17 protein-coding genes are annotated in these 26,831 nt (G+C 58.0%); 7 read left to right on the top strand and 10 right to left on the bottom strand.

Features of this window, described 5'->3' with window-relative positions:
• Window positions 1-119 precede the first annotated feature (119 nt).
• Window positions 120-1,289, bottom strand: coding sequence for a hypothetical protein (locus BFQ00_RS01890; protein ID WP_065932463.1), 1,170 nt, complete (start codon window positions 1,287-1,289; stop codon window positions 120-122).
• Between the two features lie 122 nt (window positions 1,290-1,411).
• Window positions 1,412-3,112: an acid phosphatase gene (gene acpA, locus BFQ00_RS01885; protein WP_065932462.1), complete on the bottom strand. Its 1,701-nt coding sequence runs from the start codon at window positions 3,110-3,112 to the stop codon at window positions 1,412-1,414.
• 154 nt (window positions 3,113-3,266) lie between these two features.
• Between acpA and BFQ00_RS01880 the strand changes: the two genes are divergently transcribed.
• Both BFQ00_RS01880 and BFQ00_RS01875 read left to right on the top strand, forming a co-directional pair.
• Window positions 3,267-3,557, top strand: coding sequence for a nucleotidyltransferase family protein (locus tag BFQ00_RS01880; RefSeq protein ID WP_065888071.1), 291 nt, complete (start codon window positions 3,267-3,269; stop codon window positions 3,555-3,557).
• A complete protein-coding gene (locus tag BFQ00_RS01875; RefSeq protein WP_065932461.1) occupies window positions 3,554-3,898 on the top strand; it encodes a HepT-like ribonuclease domain-containing protein in 345 nt (114 codons plus the stop codon). The genes BFQ00_RS01880 and BFQ00_RS01875 overlap by 4 nt, the downstream gene beginning before the upstream one ends.
• A gap of 37 nt (window positions 3,899-3,935) precedes the next feature.
• On the opposite strand, the gene BFQ00_RS01870 is transcribed toward BFQ00_RS01875, so the two are convergent.
• Window positions 3,936-5,354, bottom strand: a complete 1,419-nt coding sequence (locus tag BFQ00_RS01870; RefSeq protein ID WP_065888070.1) for a short-chain fatty acid transporter — start codon at window positions 5,352-5,354, stop codon at window positions 3,936-3,938.
• A 185-nt stretch (window positions 5,355-5,539) separates the two neighbouring features.
• Between BFQ00_RS01870 and BFQ00_RS01865 the strand changes: the two genes are divergently transcribed.
• Window positions 5,540-6,829 carry an MFS transporter gene (locus BFQ00_RS01865; RefSeq protein ID WP_065932460.1) on the top strand — a complete coding sequence of 430 codons (1,290 nt, stop codon included), beginning with the start codon at window positions 5,540-5,542 and terminating at the stop codon, window positions 6,827-6,829.
• A gap of 136 nt (window positions 6,830-6,965) precedes the next feature.
• Here the strand turns inward: BFQ00_RS01865 and BFQ00_RS01860 are convergent, their stop codons facing one another.
• Window positions 6,966-7,202 carry a hypothetical protein gene (locus tag BFQ00_RS01860; RefSeq protein WP_083227282.1) on the bottom strand — a complete coding sequence of 79 codons (237 nt, stop codon included), beginning with the start codon at window positions 7,200-7,202 and terminating at the stop codon, window positions 6,966-6,968.
• A 462-nt stretch (window positions 7,203-7,664) separates the two neighbouring features.
• The gene (locus tag BFQ00_RS01855) at window positions 7,665-8,474 is read right to left on the bottom strand and encodes an AraC family transcriptional regulator (RefSeq protein ID WP_065932458.1); all 810 of its coding nucleotides are present in this window, start codon (window positions 8,472-8,474) and stop codon (window positions 7,665-7,667) included.
• Window positions 8,475-8,611: 137 nt separating this feature from the next.
• Here BFQ00_RS01855 and BFQ00_RS01850 point away from each other — a divergent pair, with 137 nt between their 5' ends.
• Window positions 8,612-9,250 (top strand): LysE family translocator, encoded by a 639-nt coding sequence (locus BFQ00_RS01850; protein WP_065888066.1) that lies wholly within the window; start codon window positions 8,612-8,614, stop codon window positions 9,248-9,250.
• Between the two features lie 61 nt (window positions 9,251-9,311).
• Here BFQ00_RS01850 and ggt read toward each other — a convergent pair whose 3' ends face one another.
• Complete coding sequence (gene ggt / locus BFQ00_RS01845) at window positions 9,312-11,141, bottom strand: gamma-glutamyltransferase (RefSeq protein WP_065932457.1); 1,830 nt, start codon at window positions 11,139-11,141, stop codon at window positions 9,312-9,314.
• Window positions 11,142-11,284: 143 nt separating this feature from the next.
• On the opposite strand from ggt, the gene BFQ00_RS01840 reads away from it, so the two are divergent.
• Window positions 11,285-15,598, top strand: coding sequence for an AvrE-family type 3 secretion system effector (locus tag BFQ00_RS01840; protein WP_065932456.1), 4,314 nt, complete (start codon window positions 11,285-11,287; stop codon window positions 15,596-15,598).
• A 46-nt stretch (window positions 15,599-15,644) separates the two neighbouring features.
• Here the strand turns inward: BFQ00_RS01840 and BFQ00_RS01835 are convergent, their stop codons facing one another.
• Window positions 15,645-16,424, bottom strand: coding sequence for a PhzF family phenazine biosynthesis protein (locus BFQ00_RS01835; protein ID WP_065896600.1), 780 nt, complete (start codon window positions 16,422-16,424; stop codon window positions 15,645-15,647).
• A 564-nt stretch (window positions 16,425-16,988) separates the two neighbouring features.
• Here BFQ00_RS01835 and BFQ00_RS01830 point away from each other — a divergent pair.
• A complete protein-coding gene (locus tag BFQ00_RS01830) occupies window positions 16,989-18,137 on the top strand; it encodes a PIN domain-containing protein (protein ID WP_065932455.1) in 1,149 nt (382 codons plus the stop codon).
• Between the two features lie 119 nt (window positions 18,138-18,256).
• Here BFQ00_RS01830 and BFQ00_RS01825 read toward each other — a convergent pair whose 3' ends face one another.
• Both BFQ00_RS01825 and BFQ00_RS01820 read right to left on the bottom strand, forming a co-directional pair.
• Window positions 18,257-18,457 carry a hypothetical protein gene (locus tag BFQ00_RS01825; protein WP_065932454.1) on the bottom strand — a complete coding sequence of 67 codons (201 nt, stop codon included), beginning with the start codon at window positions 18,455-18,457 and terminating at the stop codon, window positions 18,257-18,259.
• Window positions 18,458-19,548: 1,091 nt separating this feature from the next.
• Complete coding sequence (locus BFQ00_RS01820; RefSeq protein ID WP_065932453.1) at window positions 19,549-20,616, bottom strand: hypothetical protein; 1,068 nt, start codon at window positions 20,614-20,616, stop codon at window positions 19,549-19,551.
• A gap of 523 nt (window positions 20,617-21,139) precedes the next feature.
• Here BFQ00_RS01820 and dsr1 point away from each other — a divergent pair.
• Entirely contained in the window at window positions 21,140-24,967 is a 3,828-nt protein-coding gene (dsr1, locus tag BFQ00_RS01815) for an anti-phage defense-associated sirtuin Dsr1 (protein WP_065932452.1), read from the top strand.
• A gap of 508 nt (window positions 24,968-25,475) precedes the next feature.
• Here the strand turns inward: dsr1 and BFQ00_RS01810 are convergent.
• Window positions 25,476-26,831 (bottom strand): PBS lyase, encoded by a 1,356-nt coding sequence (locus BFQ00_RS01810; protein ID WP_065932451.1) that lies wholly within the window; start codon window positions 26,829-26,831, stop codon window positions 25,476-25,478.

Below are 26,831 nucleotides of genomic sequence, written 5' to 3'. Positions count from 1 at the left end.
GGAACTGCGGGCGTTAACTGACGGCCAATCTCTTGCAGTAAACGGGTGCTGCCCAAGACTCGCCCAAGTCGCCGCCGATTTCTACTGTCAAATCTGACAGTAGAAATCGTTGCCACGGCTTACAGCGCGGGTAGCGCGAGAGAGGGGAGCGGCGCGGGATTGCGCAGTTGTTTCAACTGTTCCTTGAGGGTGGGCGTGGCGCATTTGGCGTTGGCCTGCTCCGCCGTCAGGTTGCGCACCGAGGTGTAGAACAACTCGCAGGTCTGCTCTTTACGCGTGACCTGCCAGGTGTTCATGCATGCCTTGAGCAACACATTTGCGTCGCTGGCCGGTTTCTGGCCCATGCCGGCTTGCCAGCAGGCCGCGCTGAGGTCCTGGCCCATCACTTTCAGGCCGGCCTCATCGGCCTTTTGCTCATTGCCGTCATAGGTGTCCGGGCTGGCGGCGTACCAGATGTAACTTGGGTGGTTGGCACCGAGCACCGAAACCGGCTTGCCCGGTTCCGGGCTGATCTGCGCCAGACCCAGCACCGCCACGGTCTGCCCGTATTGTTGTTTGATCCAACTGCGTACCGGCGCGCCGAAGGCCACCATTGGCAACGCACCGTCCGGGCGCAGGCTCAACTCCTTGACCATGCGGGTCTGGTAGTCGGTGAAATAGCTGTAGACCGCTTCCAGGTCTTTACCGGCATTGGACGGGGCGGCGATGGGCGCGATATCGATAATGGTCTGATAGGCCGGGGTGTCGCCGGCAGCAATGCCGTTGCTGGTGAGCAAGGTTGCCCAGCGGTCGGTGGTGGCCGATTCCAGATAGTCCTGGGCCTGGGTCAGCGAGTAGTCCGGCGGGAAGTGCAGCAGCTCGATGCTTTTGCGGTTTTCCAGGGCCATGCCCAACGGCAGGAACAGGTACCAGTTGTAGGCCCACTTGCCGTCGCTGTTGAGCCGGCTGGCGCCGTGGTACGCCAGGTCAGCCGTATCGAGCAAGGTGGTCAGGGGCTTGCCGTAGCCGTCCGGCACGCCGCTGAAGGTTGCTGCGACCTGGCCGTCATGGACCTTGACGCTGACCTTCGCCCGGCTGTAGCCGTCACGTTGCAGGCTCTGGTTCAAATAATGCTCGGCGGTCTGCTCCAGCGTCCAGGGCCGAAAGCAGATCACGTTGCAGTTATTGGGAAACGCAAATAATCGGGTGACACGTTGCGTGCTGCCCAACGGTACTTCGATGTCGGCCTGTACGACCGCACTGGCCAGCAGTGCGGCCAGGGTCAAGGCCAGTCTGGTCGATTTGAACATGGTTGGTTCCTTGTCAGCGAAAGCCCGTCTGCGCGGGATGAAAGCCCACCTTCACACAGTAGCGGCTGACCAGGAAAACCGCGTGCTAAATCGCTGCGCGTGTCGCGATTGGATACGTGAACCTAAACGCTGAACTGCAAGGCGTTGCTCAAATCCCCCATGGGTTTCTGGCCGCGAGCGCGCATTGCGTCATCCCTTTGCTTGAGGCCGTCCAGGGTTTCCAGCTCAAACACCCGGGTGATCAAGCGCAGGATCGAGGCGGTGTCGTACACCGTATGGTCAACCGTGCCTTTGCGCGCGAACGGTGACACCACCAGCGCCGGAACCCGCGTGCCCGGGCCCCAGCGGTCGCCCGTGGGCGGTGCCACGTGGTCCCACCAGCCGCCGTTTTCATCGACGGTCACCACCACCACCATGTTGTTCCACTGCGGGCTTTCCTGCAGCACCTTCAGGGCACGCACGATATGACGGTCGCCCGAGGCCACATCGGCATAGCCGGCGTGCATGTTCAGGTTGCCCTGGGGCTTGTAGAACGTCACCGCGGGAAGTTTGCCCGCCTGGGCATCGGCAAAGAATCTGTTGGTGCTCGCTTCATCGCCCAGGCCGCCGTCGCGCAGGCGTTTGTCACGTTCCGCGCGGTGCTCGGGGCCCTGCTGCTTGAAGTAGTTGAACGGCTGATGGTGATACTGGAAGTTCGGGATTTTGGGAATACCGCCCGAGTCCTTGAATTGATCGAGGGTGGCTTGCCACGCGCCGGCGTACCAGGCCCAGTCGATGTTCTTTTTCGAGAGCTTGTCGCCAATGTGTTCATGGGTTTGCGGCACCAGCACGTTGGGCAGGTCCGGTTTGGAGTAATCGGGGTTTTGCGGGTCGCGGATCCAGGTCGGCCAGTAGGGCGGCGCCAGCGTGTTGACCGCGTAACCGTCCGGGGTCAGGGCGCTGGGGCCGAACTGCGGCGGGCCTGTCATAGCACTGGCCGGCGAGGTGTCCAGGGGTTTGAGGCGCGGGTCGCCGGGGTCGTCGCTTTGCAGCGTGGCGATCTGCGCTTTGGCTACCGATTGAGCCGCATTGGGATAGGTCGGTGCGGTGGCGCTGATCAGGTATTGATGATTAAGGAACGAGCCGCCGAACGCGCCCTGGAAGAAGTTATCGCACAGCACGAACTCCCGGGCCACGTCCCACAGGCGCAGGGAGTAACGGCTTTGGGCGTAATGGCCCATCACCAGGCCGCCGGAATCGCCCCAGGCCACGAAACCGTCATTCTTGCCGCCGTTGATCTGCATCTGATTCTGATAGAACACGTGCCACAAGTCACGGGTCACCAGGCTCAGCGGCAAGTCCTCGGCGTTCGGGCCCTTGAGGGCGAACGGTGCGTTGGGCAGGTTTTCCTGGAATTGCACGGCGCTCGGGTAGGTCACCCCATCCACGCTCTGCGGGCCCGCCTGCAGGACGCCGCCCCAGGTCTGGGGGAGGGCCGGCAATACGCTGCCATCGCGGTCGCGTTGTTGGTAATCAGCGGCGGACAGCGCCGAGAGGGGTTTCTCCAGCCCGGGGAAATCGGCAAACAGATTGTTGAAGCTGCGGTTCTCCGCGTAGATCACAACGACGGTCTTCACTTGGTCGCGCAGGGCCTTGTCCAACTCCGGCGCTGTAAGTGGCCGCGCCGCCGGTTTTTCCGGCGCCTGGCCGGCATTTCCACAGCCACTCAAGGTTGCGCCCACCCCCAGAACCGCAGCGCCCCCCAGGAATCGCCGGCGACTGCTGTCAACCGGCGCCTGGCCTACGGAATCTGTGGAAGGGCGATCTACGTGCTCGTCACTCATTGCGCGGGAGTCCTTGGCGAGATGTTGCAAGATGTTTCGCAGGACGGTAGCAATGCAATGTGACGGAACGAAGACAGTGGTTTGAAGGGTGGCGTGTCTACTCAGGGCGAGCGCTGCTAGACTTGTCTTCTAATGGATGCCACCGAGGTGAACCGTGAAGCCTTCAACCGCCCTTGATTTACAACGAGCAGCCGTCAGAGAAGTGGTGGGACGTTTTCGCATCTCCAATCCAAGAGTATTTGGATCTGTGTTGATGGGGACCGATCAGGAAGGCAGTGACCTTGATCTTCTGGTTGACGCCCCACCGGGAACCACCCTTTTTGATCTTGGGGGGCTTCAAATGGAGCTCGAGGATCTACTGGGAGTCGGCGTGGACCTGCTGACACCTGCCGATTTACCGCCGAAGTTTCGTGCGAAGGTATTGGCTGAGGCTCGTCCGGTATGACGGTGAATCGCCTTGGAGATTATCTGGATCACATCAGGCAAGCTGCCAATGACGCGCTGACCTTTGTTGAAGGTTTGAGCAAGAAAGAATTTCTGGAAGATAAGCGTACTCAACAAGCGGTCATTATGAGTCTGATCATCATTGGCGAGGCTTCAACCAAAATCATGGATCAGCACCCGGGTTTCGCCGCAGCCCATCCACAGACTCCTTGGCGAAGTATGCGTGGCATGCGTAACCGGATCGCCCACGGTTATTTCGATATCAACCTTGATGTGGTTTGGGACACGATCCAGAGTGCTTTGCCTGATTTATTGGAGCACCTCCCTGGCTCCCCTTCGTGACTGCGCCTGTTGCAACGACAGGCGCTTCATTCACCGATTAAGGCATCACCGGCGGCAAATACGTCAATGTCGTCCCCAACGCCCATAGCAAGAACAACACCAACGGCGTGTGCACCAGCAATTGCACAAACGAAAACCCGATCAGATCCCGCGCCTTCAACCCCAGCACCCCGAGCAACGGCAGCATATAGAACGGGTTGATCAGGTTCGGCAGCGCCTCGGCCGCGTTGTAGATCTGCACCGCCCAGCCCAGGTGGTATTGCAGGTCATTGGCCACCTGCATCACGTAGGGCGCTTCGATGATCCACTTACCGCCGCCGGACGGGATGAAGAAGCCCAGCACCGCCGAGTACACGCCCATCAGCAGGGCATAGGTGTCGTGGGATGCGATGGAGGTGAAGAACAGCGAGATATGGTGCGCCAGGGTCTGGCCGTCGCCGCCTTTGACCACGGTCATCAGCGCTGCAATCGAGCCGTACAGCGGGAATTGGATCAACACGCCCGTGGTGGTCGGCACGGCGCGGGCCACGGCGTCGAGGAAGCTGCGCGGGCGCCAGTGCAGCAGCGCGCCGACCATGATGAACAGGAAGTTATAGGTGTTGAGCCCCGAGATGGCGCTGATTGCCGGTTTGCTCGAGAACTCGTGGAACAACCAGCCGGCCGCCAGCAGCGCCAGCGCAATCGTCAGCAGCGGGCTGTGCTCCAGCCATTCGCCGGGTCGGGTCGGCGCCTGCGGCTTGGGCAGGTTGAACGCGGGGTCGACGCCGCAGGCCTTGGCATCACGCGCGCTGTTCGGGCCCGGCGCGGTGGCGTAGGCGATGATCAGCGAGACGATGATCAGGGCCAGCAACATCACGCCCGATTGCCACAGGAAGATGGTCTCGGTAAACGGGATCATCCCGGTGATCGCCAGGATCGACGGCGGCAAACTGGCCGGATTGGCCTGCAACTGTGCGGCCGATGACGACAAGCCCAGTGCCCACACGGCGCCCAGGCCCAGATAGGCCGCGGCGCCGGCGGCACGGTAGTCCATGCGCAGGTCCGTGCGACGCGCCAGTGCACGCACCAGCAAACCGCCGAATACCAGGGACAGACCCCAGTTGAGCAGGGAGGCCACCATGGAAATCAACGCGACCCAGGCCACGGCCGACCGGCCGTTCTTCGGGATGCGCGCCAGGCGGTCAATCAGCTTTACCGCAGGCGGCGAACTGGCCACCACATAACCACCGATCACCACAAAGGCCATCTGCATGGTGAAGGGAATGAGGCTCCAGAACCCATCGCCAAACGCCTTGGCGGCTTCGGTGGGCGCGGCGCCCATGCCCAGGGTAGCCACGGCGACAAGGATCACGGCGAGGGCGGCGAACACCCACGAGTCCGGGAACCAGCGCTCGGCGAAGTTGGAGCAGCGCAGGGCAAATCGGGCATAGCGGCTTTCTTCGATAGCATCGGCCACGAGTCTTTCCTCTTGTATTTATTATGGGGTGGGCAGTTTTGCGGCATGTTCCTCTTTGAACATTGATTTGGGAATGTAGTTATCTTCATCGATCAATGAGTAAAACAAATATATCCGCCGCGATTGCCATCATCCGGTTCAGCTCATAATCTGCACGCCATTTTGTTTGTCTGCCGAGCATGCACATGACTGCCACCGCTTCTTCACAGGCGCAGCGTTTCTCCCGCTCCGACTACAAAACCCTGGGCCTGGCCGCCCTCGGTGGCGCCCTGGAGATCTATGACTTCATTATCTTCGTGTTCTTCGCGCTGACCCTCAGCCAACTGTTTTTCCCCCCGCAAATGCCCGAGTGGCTGCGCCTGTTGCAGAGCTTCGGCATCTTCGTCACCGGCTACCTCGCGCGCCCGCTGGGCGGCATCCTGATGGCGCACTTTGCCGATCACCTGGGACGCAAGCGCGTGTTCAGCTTGAGCATCCTGATGATGGCCTTGCCCTGCCTGCTGATCGGAGTCATGCCGACTTACGCGCAAATCGGCTATTTCGCACCGCTGATCCTGCTGGTGCTGCGCGTATTGCAGGGCGCCGCCGTGGGCGGTGAAGTGCCCAGCGCCTGGACCTTCGTCGCCGAGCATGCCCCGCGCAGTCATCGTGGGTATGCCTTGGGGTTCCTGCAGGCCGGGCTGACGTTCGGTTACTTGCTCGGCGCGCTCACGGCCACGTTGCTTGCACAGGTCTTCACCCCGGCCGAGATTCTCGACTATGCCTGGCGTTTCCCCTTCCTGCTCGGCGGCGTGTTTGGCGTGATCGGCGTATGGCTGCGCCGCTGGCTCAATGAAACGCCGGTATTCCTCGAAATGCAGGCCCGCCGCCAGGCTGCCGCCGAACTGCCACTGCGCACCGTATTGCGCGACCATCGCGCCGTGTTGCTGCCGGCGATGATCCTCACGTGCGTGCTGACGTCGGCGGTGGTGGTGCTGGTGGTCATCACCCCGACCATGATGCAGAAAACCTTCAGCATGAGCCCCAGCCACACCTTCGCCTTGAGCGCGTTGGGGATTGTGTTTCTCAACATCGGCTGCGTATTGGCCGGCCTGCTGGTGGACCGTATCGGCGCTTGGCGCGCGGTGCTGGTCTACAGCCTGTTGCTGCCGGTGGGGGTGTTTGTCCTGTATGCCAGCCTGATCAGCGGCGGGGTCTGGCTGGGCGCCGCCTATGCCGTGGCCGGCTTGAGTTGCGGGGTGGTGGGCGCGGTGCCGTCGGTGATGGTCGGGCTGTTTCCGGCGCAGGTGCGGGTGTCGGGGATTTCCTTCACCTACAACATTGCCTACGCGCTATGGGCGAGTACCACACCGCTGCTGCTGATTGCGTTAATGCCCACCAGTCCGTGGATTTGTGTGGGGTATTGCGTGGTGATGGGGGCGGTGGGCGTGGCGAGTGTGGCGGTGTTCGGCAAGCGCCACACTCTGGCTGGCTGAGGCTCAGGTCAGGACGATGATCGTGATTCATGTGGGAGGGGGCTTGCCCCCGATCGCGGTGTGTCAGCCAGCCTGTCTGTCGCTGATACACCGCTATCGGGGGCAAGCCCCCTCCCACATTGGTTTTGTGGTGTTTTCAGGTGCGTGGCATGCATTCGATGGTGCGGTTTACCACCGTTTTGGCCATTTCCAGCAGATGCCATGCGGCATGGATTCTTGCGCGGTCGTGGGGTTGCAGGTGGTCGCAACAGTCCAACACCGTGGCCGATGCGCTGTGGATCAGATGGGAAATGTAAAGTTGGGCGTCTTCGAAGCTGAGTTCTTCATTGACGACGAGGCAATCCATGGGTGGATCGGGAAGTGCTTTGGTCACGGTGTAACTCCTATTAACTCAAAGGAGCCGACCCCGTCGCGACTAAACGTTGGGTGGCGGCTGTACGCAGGTTAGTCGACCGGCAAATAGGCAAAGTCCGGCGCACCCTAGGGCGCCCTGCGCACAGCCACCATAAAACCTCATGGAGGACCATGCGCCTATTAAATCCGGGCGACTAAACCCGATCACTGAAATTCAGTGACGGACCGAAGACTAGCCATCGATTCCAACAGGCACAAGGCGGCGGGGATTGTCTCGGAAACGTCCTGCAATTTAAAGGGACACGGCTTGCTGGCCCTTTACAAACCATGACCAAATGCCAGCAACGCCGCCTTATCTGAGCTGTAGGAGCGAGCTTGCTCGCGAAAAACGTTAACGATAACGCGCGCTACCTGAATGAACGCGGTGCCTGTGAGTTTTTCGCGAGCAAGCTCGCTCCTACAAAAGGCATCAGGTCTTGAGTCAGCGTCCGAGCATCTTTACCCAGCGCGACGGTGGCATGCCGTAGGTGCTGCGAAATTGCCGGGTCATGTGGCTCTGGTCGGTGAAGCCGGCGTTCATCGCGGCATCCACCAGGGACACGCCCTGGGCCAACAATTGGCGCACCAGGTCCAGCCGGCGCATGGTCAGGTAGCGGTAGGGGCTGGTGCCGAACAGCAAGCGGAAATCCCGCGACAACGCCCAGCGGTCGCGCCCGGCGTGATCAGCGATTTCATCCAGGGTGATGCTGCGGCCCAGGGCGCTGTGGATAAATTCCCGGGCGCGCTCGGCGGCGATGTAATCAAAGGATTTGCGGTGGGTGATGACGCCGGACGCAGCGCTGAGCGTATGGGCCAGGTCGAACATGGCGTCCTGCTCCTGCATCGGGTCGATCGGGCAATCCAGGCTTTGCAGCAATACCTCGCTGGCGCGGTGCAGCCGCGGGTCGGTGGACACGCCGCCGGGTATGAAGGGCAGCGGCTTGCCGCCGAGGATCTGCTGGATCAGCGCCGGTTCCACGTAGATCATCCGGTACTTGAAACCCTCATCGCTGCCCGCGCGGCCGTCATGGACTTCATCGGGGTGAATCACCATGGTGGCGCCGGGCAAGCTGTGGGTCATGCCGCCACGATAATGAAAACTCTGCACACCGAACAACGTGCGCCCGATGGCGTAGGTGTCATGGCGATGAGGGTCGAACGCGAAGCCGGCAAAGTAGGCTTCGATACGGTCCAGGCCACTGGCGTGCGGCGCGCGGTGCAGCCAGTCCAGCGTGTGGGTAGGGTTGCCCATGGTGACTGTCACAAAAGGAGGTGGAAACACGTTAGCCGAGTCTGCGCCCCTTGTCTGCCGGGGTCTTGTACGATTGTGCAGTTGTTCGGCCAGGCCTATGATCCAGGCTGCGTATTGCCTTGAAGGAGCTGGCCGCGATGGAACTGTTCAACCCCGCGTATGTGGCGCCGCTGGTCTCGTTGGCCCTGCTGTGGACGGTGGCCGTGGTCACACCCGGGCCCAACTTCTTCAACACCGCCCAATTGGCCGCCAGTTGTTCGCGCCGACATGGTGTAGTGGCCTCGGCGGGCGTGGCCACCGGTACGATCCTGTGGGGGTTGGCGGGTGGGCTGGGGATCAAGTCGCTGTTTACGGCCGCGCCTATGTTGTACCTGGCGTTCAAGATCATCGGTGGCTGCTATTTGATTTATCTGGGGCTGAAATTGTTCAAGCGCTCGGCAACCAGCATGGGCCAGACTCCGTTGCCGGATGCGGCGCGGCGCTCGCTGTTTTCCGCCTGGCGTCTGGGGCTGTTGGGTAACCTGTCCAATCCCAAGGCGGCGCTGTTCGTCGCCACTATCTTCGCATCCACCATGCCGCCGTCGCCTTCGCCGGTGTTGCTGACGTTGGCGGTGATCGTCATGGCGACCTTGTCGTTCAGTTGGTACACCAGTGTGGCACTGCTGTTTTCCAGCGAGCGCATGGCCACTCTTTACAGCCGTTCGCGTAAATGGCTCGATCGTTTTGCCGGGGGATGCTACGTCTTGTTCGGTTCACATCTGATCGCGAATCGCTGACCCTCCGTTACAGGGCTTAAATGGGGGGGGAGGGAGCAAGCGCCCTCCCACCCAGGTTGAATCAGTCGCCCAGCGCTTCGCCTTCACGCCGCGGGTCCGCACCACCGCTCAATGACACCTGACCCTGGGCGTCACGTGTGCGAACGATCGCCTGGACGCCGCTGGTCATGTCGATTTCGCTCAGTTCATGACCTTTGCTCTTCAGGGCCTGCTTCACGCCCGGGCTGAACAGCCCGGCTTCCAGCTCGGTTGCGCCATTGCGGCTGCCGAAGTTCGGCAGGCCGATAGCGGCCTGTGGGTCGAGTTTCCAGTCCAGCATCGCGACCAGTGTTTTGCTCACGTACTCGATGATCTGCGAGCCGCCCGGCGAACCGACGGTGGCCAGCAACTCACCGCTCTGACGGTCGAATACCAGGGTCGGCGCCATGGCCGAGCGCGGGCGTTTGCCGGGTTGCACGCGGTTGGCGACGGGCTGGCCGTTTTCTTCGGGGATGAACGAGAAGTCGGTCATCTGATTATTGAGCAAAAAGCCCTGGACCATGACGTGGGAGCCGAACGCCGCCTCGACCGTGGTGGTCATCGACACGGCGCCGCCCTGGTCATCCACGGCCACCACTTGCGAGGTGGAAATGCGCAGCGGCGAACGGTCCGGCGCGTAGGCCACCAGCAGGCCTGCCGGTTGACCCGGCTTGGCGATGCCCATGCTGCGTTCACCGATCAGTGCGGCGCGCCGGGCCAGGTAGTCTGGCGCAACGAGGCCGGCAACCGGCACCGGCGTGAAGTCCGCATCGGCCACGTACAGCGCGCGGTCGGCGAACGCCAGGCGCCCGGCTTCGGCGATCAGATGCACGGCCTCGGGCGTGGGTTCAAGCCCGGCGGGCGAGGGGCTCTTGAGCGGCGTCATCGGCGCGATGGCCAGGCGTGGATCGCGCGTTTGCAGCGCCTGCAATGTGCCGAGTATTTGCGCAACAGCGATCCCGCCCGACGAAGGCGGCGGCATGCCGCACACCTTCCATTGTTTGTAGTCGGTACACAACGGCGTGCGCTCCTTGGCGGCGTAGCCTTGAAGGTCCGCCTGGGTCAGGCTGCCGGCATTGCGATTGCCCTGCACCTTGCGGGCGATTTCATCGGCAATCGGGCCGTGATACAGCGCGTCGGGGCCCTCCTTGGCGATACGTTTGAACACCTTCGCCAGTGCCGGGTTCTTCAACAATGTACCGGTAGCTTTTGGCGACCCGTCGGCATTCAGAAAGTACGCAGCCATGTCCGGCGATTGCGCGATAAAGCGGTCGGCGGCAATCAAACTGTGCAGGCGTGGGGAGATCGCGAAACCCTGTTCGGACAACCGAATTGCCGGCTCGAACAGCTGGGCCCACGGCAGGTGGCCGCTCTTTTTATGCGCCATTTCCAGTGCCCGCAACACCCCCGGCGTGCCCACCGAACGCCCGCCAATCTGCGCATCGGTAAACGCCATGGGCGTACCGTCGGCCTTCAGGAACAACCGCTCTGTCGCGCCGGCCGGGGCGGTTTCACGGCCGTCGTAGGCGTGCAGGTTTTTGCCATCCCACAGCATGATGAATGCGCCGCCGCCGATGCCGGAGGATTGCGGTTCCACCAATGTCAGCACCGCTTGCATGGCGATCGCCGCATCGATGGCCGAACCGCCCTGACGCAACATTTCGCGCCCGGCGTCGGCGGCCAGGGGGTTGGCGGCGGCTGCCATATGGCGTGCGGCGTGGCGAGTGGCAAGGTCGGTGCGATAGCCCGAACCCAGCTCCGGTGCGGGGGGGTGTTCATTGATCGTGGTGTGGCAGCCGGCCAGGGCGAGCGTGATGGCAACGGTTGATAGTTGACGGCGGGAAATAAAAAGCACGCGTTGAACTCCGTTCATTTTGAGAATGATCTGGTCTTCCTGTCAGCAGACTTTAGCGCAGAAGAGACGGGGACCGGGCCGGGTTTATGGCGCCACGCTGGAACCAAAACGAGGCAAACGCTCACTCGGTAATTGGTATTTATCTATTTCTGGAGCCTGCTATGCACAGAAGATTAGATGGTCTGCCTCACGCAAAACATGACGGTATCGAGCATGCTCGCGCCGATAATGCATCTTCCAGCCCGGCCACCGCGCCTGTCCCGCCGCTGCCCTCATATCAATCGTTGAACCCCGCTTCAATGCTGTTCGATATCCGCCTCAAAGGCGGGCGGCTGGAACCTGATACGACCCTCGCGGGACGTGATATCGCCCGCCATCTCAATGCGCCAGACAAGCATTATGTTGCCGATGGCGCCTCGGTTGCCGGCACCTTGCGTTTCAGGGATGAGCGAGATTACCTGTTTCATATTCAGCCCACCCCTGCTGTTGCGGCGGTCTTTAGAAGCAGCCTGCCCGAGACGGATGGCGGCGCAGGTTGCGTATCGCCATTGAGCCCCGGTCGCGGGCACTTGGGAAGCGTCAGCGGAGTGCAGACAAGCGCCGACGGCAAGCAATTTCGGCTGGACCAGGGACGCCTGTATCGCTTCGAACCCCTTGCCCTGTCCTGGTTGCCCGACGCCGACAACCGGACCTACAGCCGTATCGGGCTGACCCGTGAGGGGCAACTGTTGAAGACCCCTCGGGACGCGCTGGACAGCAGCGCGCAGGGGCGGACCTCGGCGGTGTTGAGCCAGGCTCAGGGCGTATCGGTGGTGCAGATTCAAGGTGCCGACGGGGCGGTTGTACGTCCGCTCGATGAGCGCGGCGCGCCTGTGCAACTCAGCCGAATCGGCTTGTCTGGCAGTACGCTGTACGGCGCCACGGCTGACGGTGAACTGCTGCGCGCGGACCTGCGGCTGGTGCGGGACGGCACGTTGCCGATGGTTGCGCAATCGCTCGTATCGCTGGAGCAGGCGCTGAAGGGCGCGGTGCGCGTCGAGGGGTTTTTCCATGATGACGCCGGGCAGCTCAATGCCCAGGCCCGTGATGCCCGGCAGCAATTGCACAGCGTGCCATTGGAGAGGGCTGGCGGACTGCGCCCGGCGTGGAACCTCAGTGACGTGCTGGTCAAGGGCATCGAGAAAGGCCTGCCGTTGCCCAGCCAGCAGGCATTGACCACCGCCGTCGATCTCGGGCTGCGCGGCCAGGTGGCGTTTGATTCAGGCACATTGCTGAGCTGGGATGCGGCAGCGCAACGTTGGGACAAATGCGCACAAAAGGACGTGGCCCATCTGGAGCGGGGCCTGGATGGACGCGCCTATGTGCTGCAAGCAGGGCAACTCAAAGCGGTGAATGTCACAAAGGTGCGTGACCCGGTCTTCGAGGGCGCCAGTCATGAATTGAGCGCACTGCCCAAGCCTCGCCCCCAGGTGTCACTTGAGGAAGTGCTTGCGGGCGATATTCAGCGTCCGGTCACAGGCTTCGCGGTAGCCGACGGCCGCAACTTTGTAAGCGTCGATAAAGATCATCAGCTCCAGGCCTGTGTGGACGGGGCAGTCGGCCCGTTACGGCCTTCACCGGCGCTCGCCATCAAAACACTGGCGCTGGATCATGAAGCGAATCTTTATGCACACACTCAGGGGGGCGAATTATTCAAGCTCGATCGCCACGCCTGGCAAGGCCGCGAGGGGGCTGCGCCGCGCTGGAGCCAGGTTGAACTGCCGCAGGGTCAGTCTTTGGAGTCCCTGCGGATGGGGGCTGACAAACACTTGATTGGTGGTTGGGACAAGCAATTTCATCGACTGGATAACGCAGACCCAGGCGCAATGACATGGGGGCCAGTGCAAGCGGCGGTGCCGGAGGCTTCATTGGCCGATACGTTAGCGGCCGGCCAGATGCGCACGCCTGTGTCAGGGGGCGCGCTGACGGCCAGCAGCAATGTGCTTGGGCAAACACGCGAAGGGATACCCACCAAGCGCCATTTTTTCCAGGGGATCAAGGCGCACTTCCATCCTTTGCAGGCGCAGGGCGAGAAAGGCCGGTCCATTGCGCATCACATGCAGGGTCGCCGGGGATTGGAGAGCGTATACGTGGACGACAAGCGCCTGCACCAACAGCTCGAGTCGCTCTCCAGGAGCAAGCCGGTTGGCGCCGGCCTGAGCACTCGCCTTGCGGCCCTGAGCGAGCCCGGGCCGCGACAGGCACTGGCCGGGCAGCTCAGCCAGGCGCTGCTCAAGGTCGAAAAAAGCAGCCAGGCGTGCGCCCGCCTGTTAGGCGACCTGCATGGGCTGACAGTTGACTCACAGCCCAGGCTCAGCCGCACGGTGGTGAGCGCCGAGTCGACGCTGCACCGCTTGTTTGAAGCGTTCAAGCGGGTCGAACCTTCATCACAAAAGCTCACCGCCGCACTGCTGGCCAACTTCGAAGGGCAGGGCTTGAGGTTGCCCGAGTGGAAGCCGGAGCGTCAGCGAGATCTCGGTCATCCTTCGGCGCTCGTCGAAGGTGATTTGATTCACCATGCCCGCACGCTTGAACAGTTGGCCGGGATGGTTGAGGCACTGAACAGCACATCCGGCCATAGCCCGAGCGCCTTGAAAAGAATCGAGGCCTCGCTTCAGGCGGTGATGAAAGGCTTTGAAGAGGGCCCGGTGCACAAACTGTCCAGCCAGCAGATCGTCAGCTACGACCAGGCGGAATCGCTGTATGACAACTTCAAACTGCTGGCCAAGGATCTTGGCACTCCAGGGTCCGCCTTGCATTGGCACCTGTCGGGGCTGCTGGGATTGCCCGCCGATGCGTCCATACAGGACGCCATGACGCAGCAAGTGCGGCAACTGCAAAGTGGTCAGACCCTCAGCCCCAGTCGAACCCAGGGCCAGGCCCTGGGTGTGATAGTGACCGGCGTAAAACCGGTGGCGCCGTTGGAGTTTTTCCTGGAGGCCTCGAAGTCCCATACCCATGGTGTGAGCATCAGTCGTACCGACCAGGGGGCACACGTTGAGATCAGCACCGACGACATGCGGCGCATGACCGGCTCCTTGGGTCTGGGGGTGACGTTAGGCCAGGGCGGTGGCGCCGTGGGGCCTGGCCTGAGGGTGGCGGGTGAGTTGTTGGCGAGCGTTGAGAAAAGCAGGGAGACGAGCATTGGTTTTGACGTGAGGGAGGCTGACTTCGGCAAGATGATGTCGATCCTGACGGGGCAGTCCGGAGGGTTCCAGGACTTGTTGGCGTTGGGCAAGGAACACGCGTCTGGAGAAGGTTCCAAGGTCAGCGCTGATCTGAGTCTGGATGGGCTTGCCCAACTGCGGCTGATGTACAGCCCCCAGGATAATATTGCCGAGTTCGACTCGGTGATACGCGCCGGTATCGGCGGGGTGGGCCATCTCAACCTGATACACGCGGATGCGAGCCGGTCCGGCGTGCGTTCAGCGACGGACACCCGTCTTAACGAAGGGCGCAACCTGCAATGGCTGAGGGAGGCTGAAGCAGGGGCCAACTTCGCACCGGTCAACGCGCTGGCGCTGGGCAGAGGTGAGGCGGGCGGGCCGACGGCTATCGCCTTTGCCTTGCCGGAAGTGTCGGCCAGGGTGAAATTCGACCGTGGGCAATCCCGGGCCGTCGATTTGTCCTTCAAGCCTGCGCAACCGGTAACGCAGGCTCAGATCGAGGATATCCACAAGCGTCTGTCGCAGTACTCACCGCAGTTCAGGCAGGACCTGGCCGTCATGGCACCGTCGGCTGACCCGCAGGAGCAGTTGGCGATGTTGCAGCGTTTCATGGCGGCGCATCCTCCTTCAGCGACGAAGCTGGATGACTATCACGCCATCGGCCAGTCGCTGGAAACATGCATGACCCAGCACACCCTGATGAAAGCCGGTTTGCGTCAGCTGGCGTCGGTCGAATCCAGCGTGACAAGGGTGGGGCTGCAGGACAACGGGCGATTTGCCTGGCTGGACGATGTCGCACCGGGCAACAAGGCCGCCATCGTGCAGTGGCTCGGGGAGGACCCGCAGTTCGCGCGGATCATCCAACAACTGCAGCAGGGTGAAGGAACTTCTGTGACGCTCGGCATGGAGCTCAAACCGCAGGTTCTGCGCACGATCGAGCGTCGTCACCTGGCGGGCGAAAGCACCGAGCCGTTGATCAAGCGAGCGCTGAAAGATCCCAACAACCTGCGTGTGAAAAGCATGAGCATGAACTACACCGCGACCCAGACCCATGGCATGTCATTGCCGGCCCTGACCACGCTCAGTTTTTTCAGCAGCGCGTCGCTCAGTCACACGCAAAAACACGTCAACGTCGACTTCGAATACGGAGCGAATGCGGACAAACCGTTGCGCATGAACCTGAACGATACGTTGAGCCCCCTGCCACGCCACGACCTGACCATCGACTTGGCGGACCAGCGTATAAGAACGCCGAATGCGGTGGCCTGAGGGCTGCCAGGATGAAAGCGGCTTGACGTAAGGCAAGCCGCCTCGTTTACAGATAAATCACACCCTGCATGTACAGCACGGCTTTACCGGAGATGATGACCCGGTCACCCTGCAGCTCGCAGCGCAATTGACCTTTGCGCGTACCGCCTTGCTCGGCGGTCAATTGCGATTTGCCCAGGCGCTCGGCCCAGAACGGTGCCAGCGACGTATGCGCGGAACCCGTGACCGGATCTTCATTGACCCCCACATTCGGGCCAAACCAGCGCGAAACAAAGTCAAAACGTGTGCTCCTGGCAGTGACGGCAATCCCGCGTTTGGGCAGGCCCTTGAGCCTTGCGAAATCCGGCGCGAGTGCCGCCACTTGTGCTTCATCTTCCACCAGCACGATATAGTCATCGGTGCCGAACACCTCGGCGTTTTCGATCCCCAATGCACTTAGCATTCCGCTTGGCGGCTCGCAGCGCTCGGGTTGCCTGGCCGGGAAGTCCATGGCCAGTTCATCGCCATTGCGCGTCACCCGCAGCTCGCCGCTGCGCGTGGCGAAGCGCAACACGGCGGGCGCGTCCGGCAACTTGTGAATCAGCACCCACGCCGCTGCCAGGGTGGCGTGACCACACAGGTCCACTTCGACTTCCGGGGTAAACCAGCGCAGTTCATAAAGGTCACCACGGGGTACGAAGAACGCGGTTTCCGACAGATTGTTTTCAGCGGCGATGTGTTGCAGTTGCTCGTCCGTCAGCCACTCGGTGAGCGGGCATACCGCTGCGGGATTGCCGCCGAAGGCGTGCTGGCTGAAGGCGTCGACTTGGTAGATGTCCAGTTGCATCGGGAGCGCTCCGTGGTGGGGGGAGTTGGACACTAACAGCGGCTCCTGGGGGCGTCAAAATACAGATGGGAAGTATTTTTGAGTGTAAGCACCTTTGCGAGACTTTCCTGCGGGCATAAAAAAACGGCCTACCTTTCGGTAAGCCGTTTTTAGTACTTGGTGGTACACAGACATTTGAACCAGTAGCGTAAATTTATGTTTTTGTTGGTTTTATGTTTTTTTTATTTTCAAGGGATACACATGGGGATACACGGCGCTGTCTGCTGGGGTGTTTTTGGCCCGTTTCACTGAGGCTAAGAAAACCGCCGAAGCTCGTTCTTGGTCCCCCGACGAACGGTAAAGACATTTTGATGAGCCCGCTCAGGCGGCAGGCCTGATACTCGTCATCACGTCATTTAGACCACCAGGCCACATCCTCGCTTTTCAGTTATGGTACTGGCATATAGTCGAGCTTTCTTACCGGCACTACCTCGGGGCGGGGTAGTGACTTTTCTTATCCACCCTCAATGGTGGCTCCAATCGTTTGGATCTATGCTGGCGGCAGCAATTAAGGAGTGCTTAGCTATGCCAAAAGGAATGCCGACGGCTGCTCAGTTATGGGAGGGAGAGGTTTCATTCTTTTCGCTGGACACCGATCTGATACAAAGCGCTGGATATAATTTTGCTGAAGGCGCGTTGAAGCAGCTACCAAAGCAACTTCCGGACACGATGTCCTTGTACCTATCAGATGTGGTTGTCCGAGAAATCGTGGCTCACCGAATGGTGAAAGTTATGGAGGCTGTCGATAGTTTCAACGGCGCATCAGCGAACCTAAAACGTCTGACCTCAGTGCCAACAGAGGGAATTGATGCTCTTTTTGCAGGCTTAGAAGTTGAGAAGGCGGCTTCGCAGGCTTTCCGAGAGGTCGTTGAGAATTACGCGACCAATTGCGGCGGCGGCGGTGTGCTTTCCGTCCGTGGTGATGAACTGGTCATGCAAATGTTCAATCTCTATTTTGCTGGCGAACCTCCATTCGCTAAGCGAAAAGATAAGAAATCAGAGTTTCCTGATGCGGCCTCGCTTCTTCTGCTTGAGGGCCATGCCCAGAGGGAGGAGACGATGGGCATCGTTGCGTCCGGAGACGAAGGGTGGAGCGACTTTGCAGATGAGTCGGATTATCTCTATTGCGTAAAATCGATTGAGGCGCTTGCCGCATTATTTGCCGCAACCGATGAGCACGCTCAGGCCGTAGAGAAAAAGATTATTGCGGCAGTCCAGACGGATGGCGCATCGGTAAGGCAAGAAGTTACAGATGCGCTCACGCAGCATGTTGCCAATGCCTCTTGGAGTGCTGAAAACGTTTCAAGTGGTTCCGTGTCACGGGTAGAAGCGGAGGTCTATGAAGCGGTACTTACGAGCTATGAAATTGAATCGGCTGAGGTCTGGTCCCTTAGTGATGACAAGACAACTTGGGTCATCGATCTCGTAATACAAGCTACAGTCGAAACTGCGGTCAGTGTTGATTTTTATGCTTGGGATTCAATTGACCGGGAGGAGGTAACGGTAGGCTCGGAACCTTTTGAAGCATCTACAACAATTGAGGTGCAAGCGTTTCTGACTTGTTCAGGCGTGCAAGGGGATTCCGACCCCGAGGACTGGCAAATTGAAATCGATATCGCTCAAGGAAGCTATGACTGTGAGTTAACGGACGTAGAACCCGATTTTCGCGATTGAATCTTAATTGGCTGAGGTCTGGCTTCGTCTCATCCCTCCAGCTAAAAAAAGGCGCCTGGTCTTCCATACTGGTATGTCAGGTATTGGGCAGTTACCCGGATACTGGATCTCTCAGCCGCTTACAGGCGCATTTCCACGATGATCCGTCGAGAATCTGCGCCTTGTGACAGTGCCCGCCGGACGTCCTTGGTGAGTTGGTCGAGCGCTTGCTCCTCGAATGCTGCGGCCATTGCGCTTGCCTTCCTGACAATCAGCAGCGCCAGTTCCGGCGGAAACACCACCTTGTCGGCGGGTAGATAATCACAGTCAATAACGGACACGGCTCTATCCTCGGTGCGCGGTTGATGCTGGCGCCGGAATGAGGCGGGGCCAGCAAATGACCTGCAGATGTTACCAGCGGAACGTGAGCAGCTACCTGGAATCCGGGGGCTGGCCAAGATGGCAGGCCGACCGGTTTCCGCTCCAGGGTGAACGACTCGTTCACCACCTGCTCCGACCTGCTGTCAGGTCGCTGGAAGCCCCGGAAAATACTAGACGAGCATCTAGCGCCAGCATGCCACCTTTGATGCTGGAAGCGGCGCATTGCTTGGGCTGCGGGCAATTGACTCTTGTTCTGTCGTCGGGAATCCGTCTAGTGCCTGTCTAGTATTGCCTGGGGCCCTAAGGGTTTGTCTGGCCCGGTATTTCACCACCCCATCCCGCCAGCAGGGCCTTGATATTGATCGAGCAATTACCTTGACGGGTACCTCTAGAATTCTTGACGAGGCTAAGGCTGGCCAATCTGCGCGAATGCCCGCAAAGCTTTGTCCTGCGTGGCTTTCAGCGATCCAACTGCTGGTGGCACCAGATAAATCCGTCAAGACCTGTCAAGAATTTCGTCAAGGTTGCGTCAAGGCTGGTCAAGGATTCTGGAGGCGTTTGCCTGGTTCGATTCTGGGCCACTGGTCAAGCAAATGACCGTCGCGGCTCTCCCCGATTCTGGACGAGGTAGCTATCCGGTCGCCTCCCAGATCTGCCGCCAGCCGGCGCACGCGTTGGTTCCTAGGCGGACTTGGATGATCCGCGGCCTCCACATCTGTCCAGAGCCTGTCCAGAATCCGTCAGGGGTATGAGACGGAAAAACCCTTAACTTTGACGGCATCCGCACGGGGTTAGCCTCAGACGGCCACGCTCGCCGAATCCGTCTTATGCCTGTCTCACATTCGCCAGCGATTCGGTAAAGGCCGGGTAAAAGTAAGCGGGACATAAGGGGGTATCCGCCTAGGGGCCTTCAGGGGGTTCAGTAGCACGGATACTTCGTAGGCGAGGGCGATTACAGAACTTCTTACCCCCCACTGGGCGCGTTGTGCCATATGCGTTTTTCATTTTAGATATGAGTCAGGATTCAGCTTCGCTGATGGGAGCGGACTTACTAAGAGCGGGTTTTGTTTACGTCCGAAATTTTATCGTAGATTCGGGCTCTAGCCTTGACGCTTTTGTTCGTCTCTCCTGGGAATGCTCCTGTAGATCCCATCTTGATTAGATCGTTAGGCTCTGGTGCTCGATATCCATTCTCGTCGCAATGTCCGAGCAGCCAGTGATAGTTCGTGGCTATCAGAGTTTTCCATTGCTCTGTTATGTACTCAGCGTCAGTGGAAGATGTGCTGATCAACGACAGGGCAGTAAGCCTACGCTTGATGTCATCAATGTATAAAGGCAGTGTTTCAGCATACCGCAAGGAAATATAATCACTCAGTGAGGCCACGTATATGAGGACGTAGGGGAGTCTGCTGTAAAGAAATGACCACTGCCCTTCTATTTCTTCTTCCCCTGAAAATATAAAGTTCACGTTATGTGGCTCTGTTCTTAATGCATGATGCTCTGTGAATAAGTGCATCGCCTTATTGCATATTCCGTCAAAGCTATCTTGCTCCAATTTGTCATACCGAAGCTTTGCTAAATATTCGGCATCAAATTTATCCTGCTCGCCGATTATCTCTAGCACCTTTTGAATGCGCTTGGTATGCCCCGGTACGCCACCAGCATTTTGCGGGCGTAATTTCAGCGGATCTATAGAAAGCTTCTCGGCAAAATCTTCTTTATTTGCAATTACCGATTCGAGTAGATAAAGGCTTTCTTGCAAGGGCTTCCTAAGCAGCATGTAGGAAATAGCAAGCTTGCCTTTGCGGGAGGTCTCTAACGCCTCAAAAATACAGTGCAACATATCGGATAAAACAGCAGGGAAAACCAAGCTTACTAGTACATCTACCTTATCCTCCAATCGGCCGCTACTTTTGAACCATTCAAAGATGTCATCTGCCTCCTCAAAGGAAGCTTTATCTTCGTGATTTTGAAATTTAATATTTTTTACGAACAGCCCAGCCTCCATACCAGATACAAGTAATTGAGCGATGACGTCATGTGCTGCAAAACATAGCTCAAATGCAGCATGGAATTTTTCAGGTAGGTGGGTGCTAGGTGCTTTGAGCCGTGGGTGCATAGACTTCACTCCTTCGATCCTATGGGCAGCATACAGCTTGCAACTGTGACCAATACGAGGTCCGAGGTAAAAGAAATTCGTAATGAGATAGGTTGGTCTTCGATTACCGTGTGGCACGTCCTGATTGTAGACTTTGTCCTTTTTATAAGTCGACTTTCAGTGGAAACCACTACAAAACCCTGGAAACCAGTGCCTGGCAACCATAACTTTTCATAACAGGCTGGCCGCCTGGTTCGCACCTGGTTCGCGTAAGAGGGTGCGAACCAAAAGTGCGAACCTCCGCGCGAACGTGCTACTGGTACGTACCCGAACGCGTAGCAACCGTGCGCGTACCCAAGCGACGAGCCTTCGTCGTTGCTGGGCTGTTTACGGTGTTGCACGAGCATCACGCTGGTCCAGTGGTGCAGGAGATTCCCGGATTTTCTAGCAATCATAGGTTCAATAGGCGAAGACAAGACTTTGTGCTAAATAAACCCTTGCCAAGATGGCGTCGTGCTATCAAGCAAACTAAAAGGACAAGGGAATGCAATTTGTCACTAATGGTCCTGACATCCCAGAGGAGCTATTGCAGGCTCATGAAGAAGGTCGGGTTGTCTTTTTCTGTGGTGCTGGGATTTCTTATCCTGCGGGGCTGCCAGGCTTCAAGGGATTGGTAGAGCAAATTTATAAGCTGACCGGCACGGCGCTTACAGACATTGAGAAAGAGGTATTCAGTCAAGGTCAGTTTGATGCAACGCTAGATCTGCTAGAGCGACGACTGCCTGGACAGCGCCTCGCGGTAAGACTAGCTCTAGCAAATGTGCTTAAGCCTAAGCTTCGTCGCAAAGGCGCGACAGAGACACATGAAGCTTTGCTTACGTTGGCTCGGAGCCGCGAAGGAGCGTTGCGACTGGTCACAACTAACTTTGATCGCGTTTTCGATACCGCAGCAAAGCGCTCGCATCAGAGGTTCCAAGCATACGCTGCTCCGATGCTGCCTATTCCTAAAAAAAGTCGCTGGAATGGTCTCGTTTATCTGCATGGCCTACTACCAAAAAACGCAGATGAAACGGCCTTAAATCGCTTAGTGATGACGAGCGGTGACTTTGGTTTGGCATATCTCACGGAGCGTTGGGCTGCGCGCTTCGTGAGCGAGTTGTTCCGAAACTATGTGGTTTGCTTTGTGGGATATAGCATCAATGATCCCGTCTTGCGCTACATGATGGATGCATTGGCTGCAGATCGAATGCTGGGGGAGATTACGCCACAGGCTTGGGCATTAGGAGACTGCGTGCCCGGGCAAGAACATCTCAAGAAAGTAGAGTGGGAGGCTAAGGGCGTTACCCCGATCCTTTACGACGTGATTGCCGATAGCCATGATCATTGGGCCCTGCATAAAACCTTACAGGCCTGGGCGGAAACTTACCGTGATGGTGTTACGGGTAAAGAGCGGATAGTCATAAACCATGCCCTAGCTCGACCATCTGCGAGCACACGCCAAGATGATTTTGTTGGTCGAATGCTATGGGCTTTGTCCGACAAGTCCGGACTGCCAGCTCGACAGTTTGCAATGTTTAATCCAGTTCCGTCACTTGATTGGTTGCTCGATGCTTTTTCCTTGGAGCGATATCAACACGGTGATCTGTCCCGTTTTGGCGTTCCTCCGCGTGTCGAGGTTGATGCAAAGCTGCGCTTCAGTTTTGTTCGCCGCCCAGCCCCATACCCCCTTGCGCCAGCTCAGATGCTGGTTTCTGGAGGTCCTTCTGGGTCTCAATGGGATGAGGTGATGTTTTATATTGCCCGTTGGTTAGTGCGGCACCTAAATGATCCCCAGCTCGTTATTTGGATCGCCCAGCGAGGCGGGCAATTACATGAGCGTCTGCAGTTTCTGATCGAAGATCGCCTAAATGAGTTTGCTCGGTTGGAGCGTGAGGGTAAATCGGCAGAGCTGGACGAGATTCGCAAGCATGAGCCCAACGGAATCCCAGGTTCTTTAATGCGAACGCTTTGGCGTCTGTTACTCACTGGAAGGGTCAAGTCGCCTTGGCGCGAGCTAGACATTTATCGTTGGAAAGATCGCTTGAAATGGGACGGGCTGACTGCAACGCTGCGCTTGGAGTTGCGAGAACTACTCGCGCCTAAGGTTACATTGAAGAAGCCATTTCGATGGTATGAAGAGCCAAGTGTAAACGTCGAGCCCACTCGCCTTCGACAGATCGTAGATTGGGAAATAGTGCTGGCAACGGATCACGCTCAATCCACATTTCAAGACTTCTCGGGTGATGACTGGGCGTCCGCGCTGCCGTTGTTGTTAGAGGATTTTCAGCAACTACTGCGTGATGCATTAGATCTACTGTGCGAATTGGGCGAGGCGGATGATCGCAGCGATCGTTCTTATTGGGACCTACCCTCGATTATTCCGCATCGTCAGAACCGCGGCTTTCGTGAGTGGGTTTCCTTAATCGAGCTTGTGCGAGATTCTTGGTTGGCAGTGCGCAAAACTGATGCCCTTCGCGCGCTGCGTATTGCCCAGGGATGGTTCGAAATTCCCTATCCCACATTCAAACGATTGGCTTTTTACGCTGGCGGCCAGGGTGGCTGTATTGCTCCAGAGCAATGGACAGAGTGGCTGTTGGCCGACGAAGCATGGTGGTTGTGGGCACCTGAAACCCAGCGGGAGGTTTTGCGTCTTCTTGTGTTGCAAGGCCAGTTATTGACGCATCCCGCACAAGGCCGGTTGGAGGAGGCAATTATGGTGGGACCTCCTCGTGAAATGTATAAAGAGGACCTCACCCCTGATAGATGGAAACATTTGGTCGAGCGCTCTGTATGGCTCCATCTTTCCAAGTTAAAGCTTTCCGGACTGGTGTTGGGCCCCATGGCGTTAGGACGTTTGGATGAGATTTCAATAGCCCACCCTCAGTGGGAATTGGCTACAAACGAGCGCGATGAGTTCTCCCATTGGATGAGCGGAACAGGAGATCCTGACTTTGACGAGCATCGAGAATTAGAAGTTGCACCGCGTAAGCGGGTAGACCTAGTGCGTTGGCTTCAGCAACCTGCTCCGGAACACCATTTCCGCCATGAAGATACTTGGCGCGAAGTCTGTCGAAAACACTTGCTGAATAGCCTTTACGCGCTGAGTGACTTAGCAGAAGCGGCAGTTTGGCCTGCAGAACGCTGGAAGGAGGCGCTATATGTCTGGAGCGAACAGCGAAGGGCGCAGCAGTCGTGGAGATATGCGGCACCCATCGTACATGGAATGCCGGATGAGATTCTCTTGGAGCTTCCCCATGCCTTGGGCCGCTGGCTGCAAGAAATTTCCAAAGCTATTGGCCGACATGAGTTAATTTTTCTGGAGTTATGCAGCCGGTTATTGGCACTGCCGTTGGAGGCCGACTCGGGCATGATGCAGAATGGCGCACCACTCAACCAACCCGTTACGGAAGCGATCAATCATCCCGTGGGGCACGTCACACAGGCAATAATAAATTTCTGGTTCAAGCGTGGGCCGAATGATGGTGATTTTCTTCCGAGTGATATCGAGCCTATCTTCGCTCAGCTATGCGATGTAAGGGTCGACCGATTCCGTCACGGTCGCGTGTTGTTAGCTGCCTCTTTAATTGCTCTCTTCCGTGTGGATCGCCCGTGGACTGAGCAGTACCTATTGCCCTTGTTTAGCTGGGCTACAAATCCAATAGAAGCCAAGGCCGTGTGGGAGGGTTTCCTGTGGTCACCTCGGCTTTATCGTCCACTACTAGTCGCATTCAAACCATATTTTCTTGAAACGGCAGATCATTATGTTGACTTGGGTGAGCACACCCAACAGTTTGCTGCATTTTTGACTTACGCTGCCTTAGAGCAGATTGATGGCTACACGGTGGAGGAGTTTCGGGCCGCTTTCGGTGCTTTACCTCAAGAAGGGCTTCAAGAATCGGCCCAAGCACTCTCGCAGGCGCTTGAAGGTGCTGCTGATCAACGCGAGGATTACTGGAGGAATCGAGTTCAGCCATTCTGGCAGCATATCTGGCCGAAAAACCGAGCGCTCGCAACCAGTGGTATAGCCGAGTCTTTGGTTAGATTAAGTATTGCTGCGGGCCCTGAGTTTTCGAGTGCGTTTTTGGCTGTACAGGATTGGTTGCTCCCGATAGAACATCCGCACTACGTAGTGCATCAATTATATGAGTCAGGATTATGCAATCATTTTCCTATGGATGCCTTGCGACTTCTAAACGCAATAATTGATGATCAGCCGTGGGCTCCACGTGAGCTGCAGCAGTGTCTCAATGCGATAGCGCAGACAAGCCCTTTGCTGACTCATGAAGCCCAGTATCAGCGACTCACCGAGTACTCTCGTAGACGGGGAAGGTAATTCAGTAAAGGCGGCTAAACGGTCTTTTTTAAAAGGCCGTTGAAGTCCGCTTCAGCAAGAAAAAATAGCTTGAGCGTCTTCGACTTTCGCATTGAGCATTAGCTCGACTGGGCACACCGACCTTCTACGGTGGATACCAGAGTGGATACCGCCCGATCTGGTCAGCGCCGGCGACTTAACAAAACTTAACCTTTTTTCAGGTCGAGAACTTGTCAAAACTTGACATAAAGCGCGCACCAGAACCTGACAAAACCTGACATTGGATCGAGTGCGGGCCTGGCGCGATGTTGATAAATGTTGACATCGGATCGGCCTGGAGTCGATGAGAGCGCTCGCGGACTGTTAGCAAAAGTTAGTCCCTAGGGAGGTTGGCCAACCCGTTACCCTGTTAACAAATGTCAAGCTTGGCGGGCGTCGGGCGACTCGGTGACGGAGATCACTGTGATAGATTGTAACCTGGTGGGTATCGAGTCACGAGTTGAGCGGTAATACACCGTTTACACCCCAGTCACCTAGTAATGCGGGCGACAATGTCGCTGCGGATGAAGCCTCCCGCGGCCAAGCTTTGAAGCTTTTTCACCAGCACTCCTCTCTCAATTTTCGACGTCACCGGGTCGACAATTTGATATTGACGATCGCACCACTGCTCAACTTGACGAAGCCAGAAAGCCTTCACAACGGGTTCTGTATCCAGCCGGTCCAGCAGATATGCCACTTGCTGCCATCCCGGTTTCAATTGAAGTATCGCTTGGCGGCGGGCTGTCGATAGTTCATGCCAGTCTTGATCTAACTTTGCGCCCAAACCCGTGCCCACGGAGTTCCATGGTTGTTTGTCTAGCGCCGTCACCGCCGCGCGAAACACCTTGTCCGACGGATCATCAAGCGCCTCAAACAGTTCGGGCAATTGGTCATCCCCGAGCAGGCGCACAGCCGCATGCCGTACGGTGGAATAACTAGAACGTAGCGCTTCTGTCAGCCATCGCTCGTCGAGTTCGGCGTTAAGCTCTGCTGCCAGGCCAAGAACACCGAGCCAATCACGTTTCCCTGTGGGCACATCTTGGTTCACCCGTTCTGATAGCACCGCCAGTGTGTCGACGTTATTACGTGGTGCCTCAAAGCGTGCCAGGCTACGGATCGAGGGCGATGCATCCAGCAAGGCCTGGCGTAAAAGCTGGCTTGGATTGTCGAGCAACGGGAGCAGCGCTCGTAGTACGCAGACCCGCACTTTGGCTCCTGGCTGTGACAGGGCTTCAAGCAGCATTGGCGAAGCTTGCGCAACTGGCAGCTTCTGGCATGCAGACACGGCTGCTAGCCTTACGGTCAGCTCACGATGAGCCAGGGCGCTACGAAGAAGGGCTTCTGGGGCGGTATTTTTTTCCAGCAAAAGCGCAAACAGATAGCGCGCAGCTTTTCCTTGCCGAGTAAGGAAATTTGCGTAGACCTCATCTTGGATGTCGGGAGACTGTAGTACATCTCGCACGGATATTAACGTGGGGCCATGATCGGCTCTCTGCCGCGCAGCCAGCGCCATAAGAGGCTCCAGCACAAATAACAACGCTTTAGTCTGTGAGATCGACAGATAGTGAGTCATGCCTACTAACGCCAAATCGCGAACCTGTGGAACCCAATCATTCAGCCGATCTATCAAAGCCACTAACGCCTCGGGAGAAGGGTGGCTGCACAATTCCCTGACTGCGACTTCTCGAATAAAACCGTTGTAGTGGGTGCTGAGTTCTACCCAGGTCTCTTTACTCTTGGCATTTTTGAGTAGTTCCAAGGCTTCGTTGCGTCGATGTTCAGACCATGAGGTAGCAGGTACTTGTTTGTTCCTCAGTCTATCTAGCCACTTCTCTATGGAGGTCAT

The organism is Pseudomonas sp. 28 E 9 (genome assembly GCF_900004785.1).
Taxonomy (GTDB): Bacteria; Pseudomonadota; Gammaproteobacteria; order Pseudomonadales; family Pseudomonadaceae; genus Aquipseudomonas; species Aquipseudomonas orientalis_A.
This window is presented reverse-complemented; position numbering and strand designations above follow the sequence as displayed.

Excerpts from the sequence above, each read along its gene's own strand:
- BFQ00_RS01890 (WP_065932463.1), bottom strand. The coding sequence starts at position 1,289 with ATGTTCAAATCGACCAGACTGGCCTTGACCCTGGCCGCACTGCTGGCC.
- acpA (WP_065932462.1), bottom strand. The coding sequence starts at position 3,112 with ATGAGTGACGAGCACGTAGATCGCCCTTCCACAGATTCCGTAGGCCAG.
- BFQ00_RS01875 (WP_065932461.1), top strand. The coding sequence starts at position 3,554 with ATGACGGTGAATCGCCTTGGAGATTATCTGGATCACATCAGGCAAGCT.
- BFQ00_RS01865 (WP_065932460.1), top strand. The coding sequence starts at position 5,540 with ATGACTGCCACCGCTTCTTCACAGGCGCAGCGTTTCTCCCGCTCCGAC.
- BFQ00_RS01855 (WP_065932458.1), bottom strand. The coding sequence starts at position 8,474 with ATGGGCAACCCTACCCACACGCTGGACTGGCTGCACCGCGCGCCGCAC.
- BFQ00_RS01850 (WP_065888066.1), top strand. The coding sequence starts at position 8,612 with ATGGAACTGTTCAACCCCGCGTATGTGGCGCCGCTGGTCTCGTTGGCC.
- ggt (WP_065932457.1), bottom strand. The coding sequence starts at position 11,141 with ATGAACGGAGTTCAACGCGTGCTTTTTATTTCCCGCCGTCAACTATCA.
- BFQ00_RS01840 (WP_065932456.1), top strand. The coding sequence starts at position 11,285 with ATGCACAGAAGATTAGATGGTCTGCCTCACGCAAAACATGACGGTATC.
- BFQ00_RS01835 (WP_065896600.1), bottom strand. The coding sequence starts at position 16,424 with ATGCAACTGGACATCTACCAAGTCGACGCCTTCAGCCAGCACGCCTTC.
- BFQ00_RS01830 (WP_065932455.1), top strand. The coding sequence starts at position 16,989 with ATGCCAAAAGGAATGCCGACGGCTGCTCAGTTATGGGAGGGAGAGGTT.
- BFQ00_RS01820 (WP_065932453.1), bottom strand. The coding sequence starts at position 20,616 with ATGCACCCACGGCTCAAAGCACCTAGCACCCACCTACCTGAAAAATTC.
- dsr1 (WP_065932452.1), top strand. The coding sequence starts at position 21,140 with ATGCAATTTGTCACTAATGGTCCTGACATCCCAGAGGAGCTATTGCAG.
- BFQ00_RS01810 (WP_065932451.1), bottom strand. The coding sequence starts at position 26,831 with ATGACCTCCATAGAGAAGTGGCTAGATAGACTGAGGAACAAACAAGTA.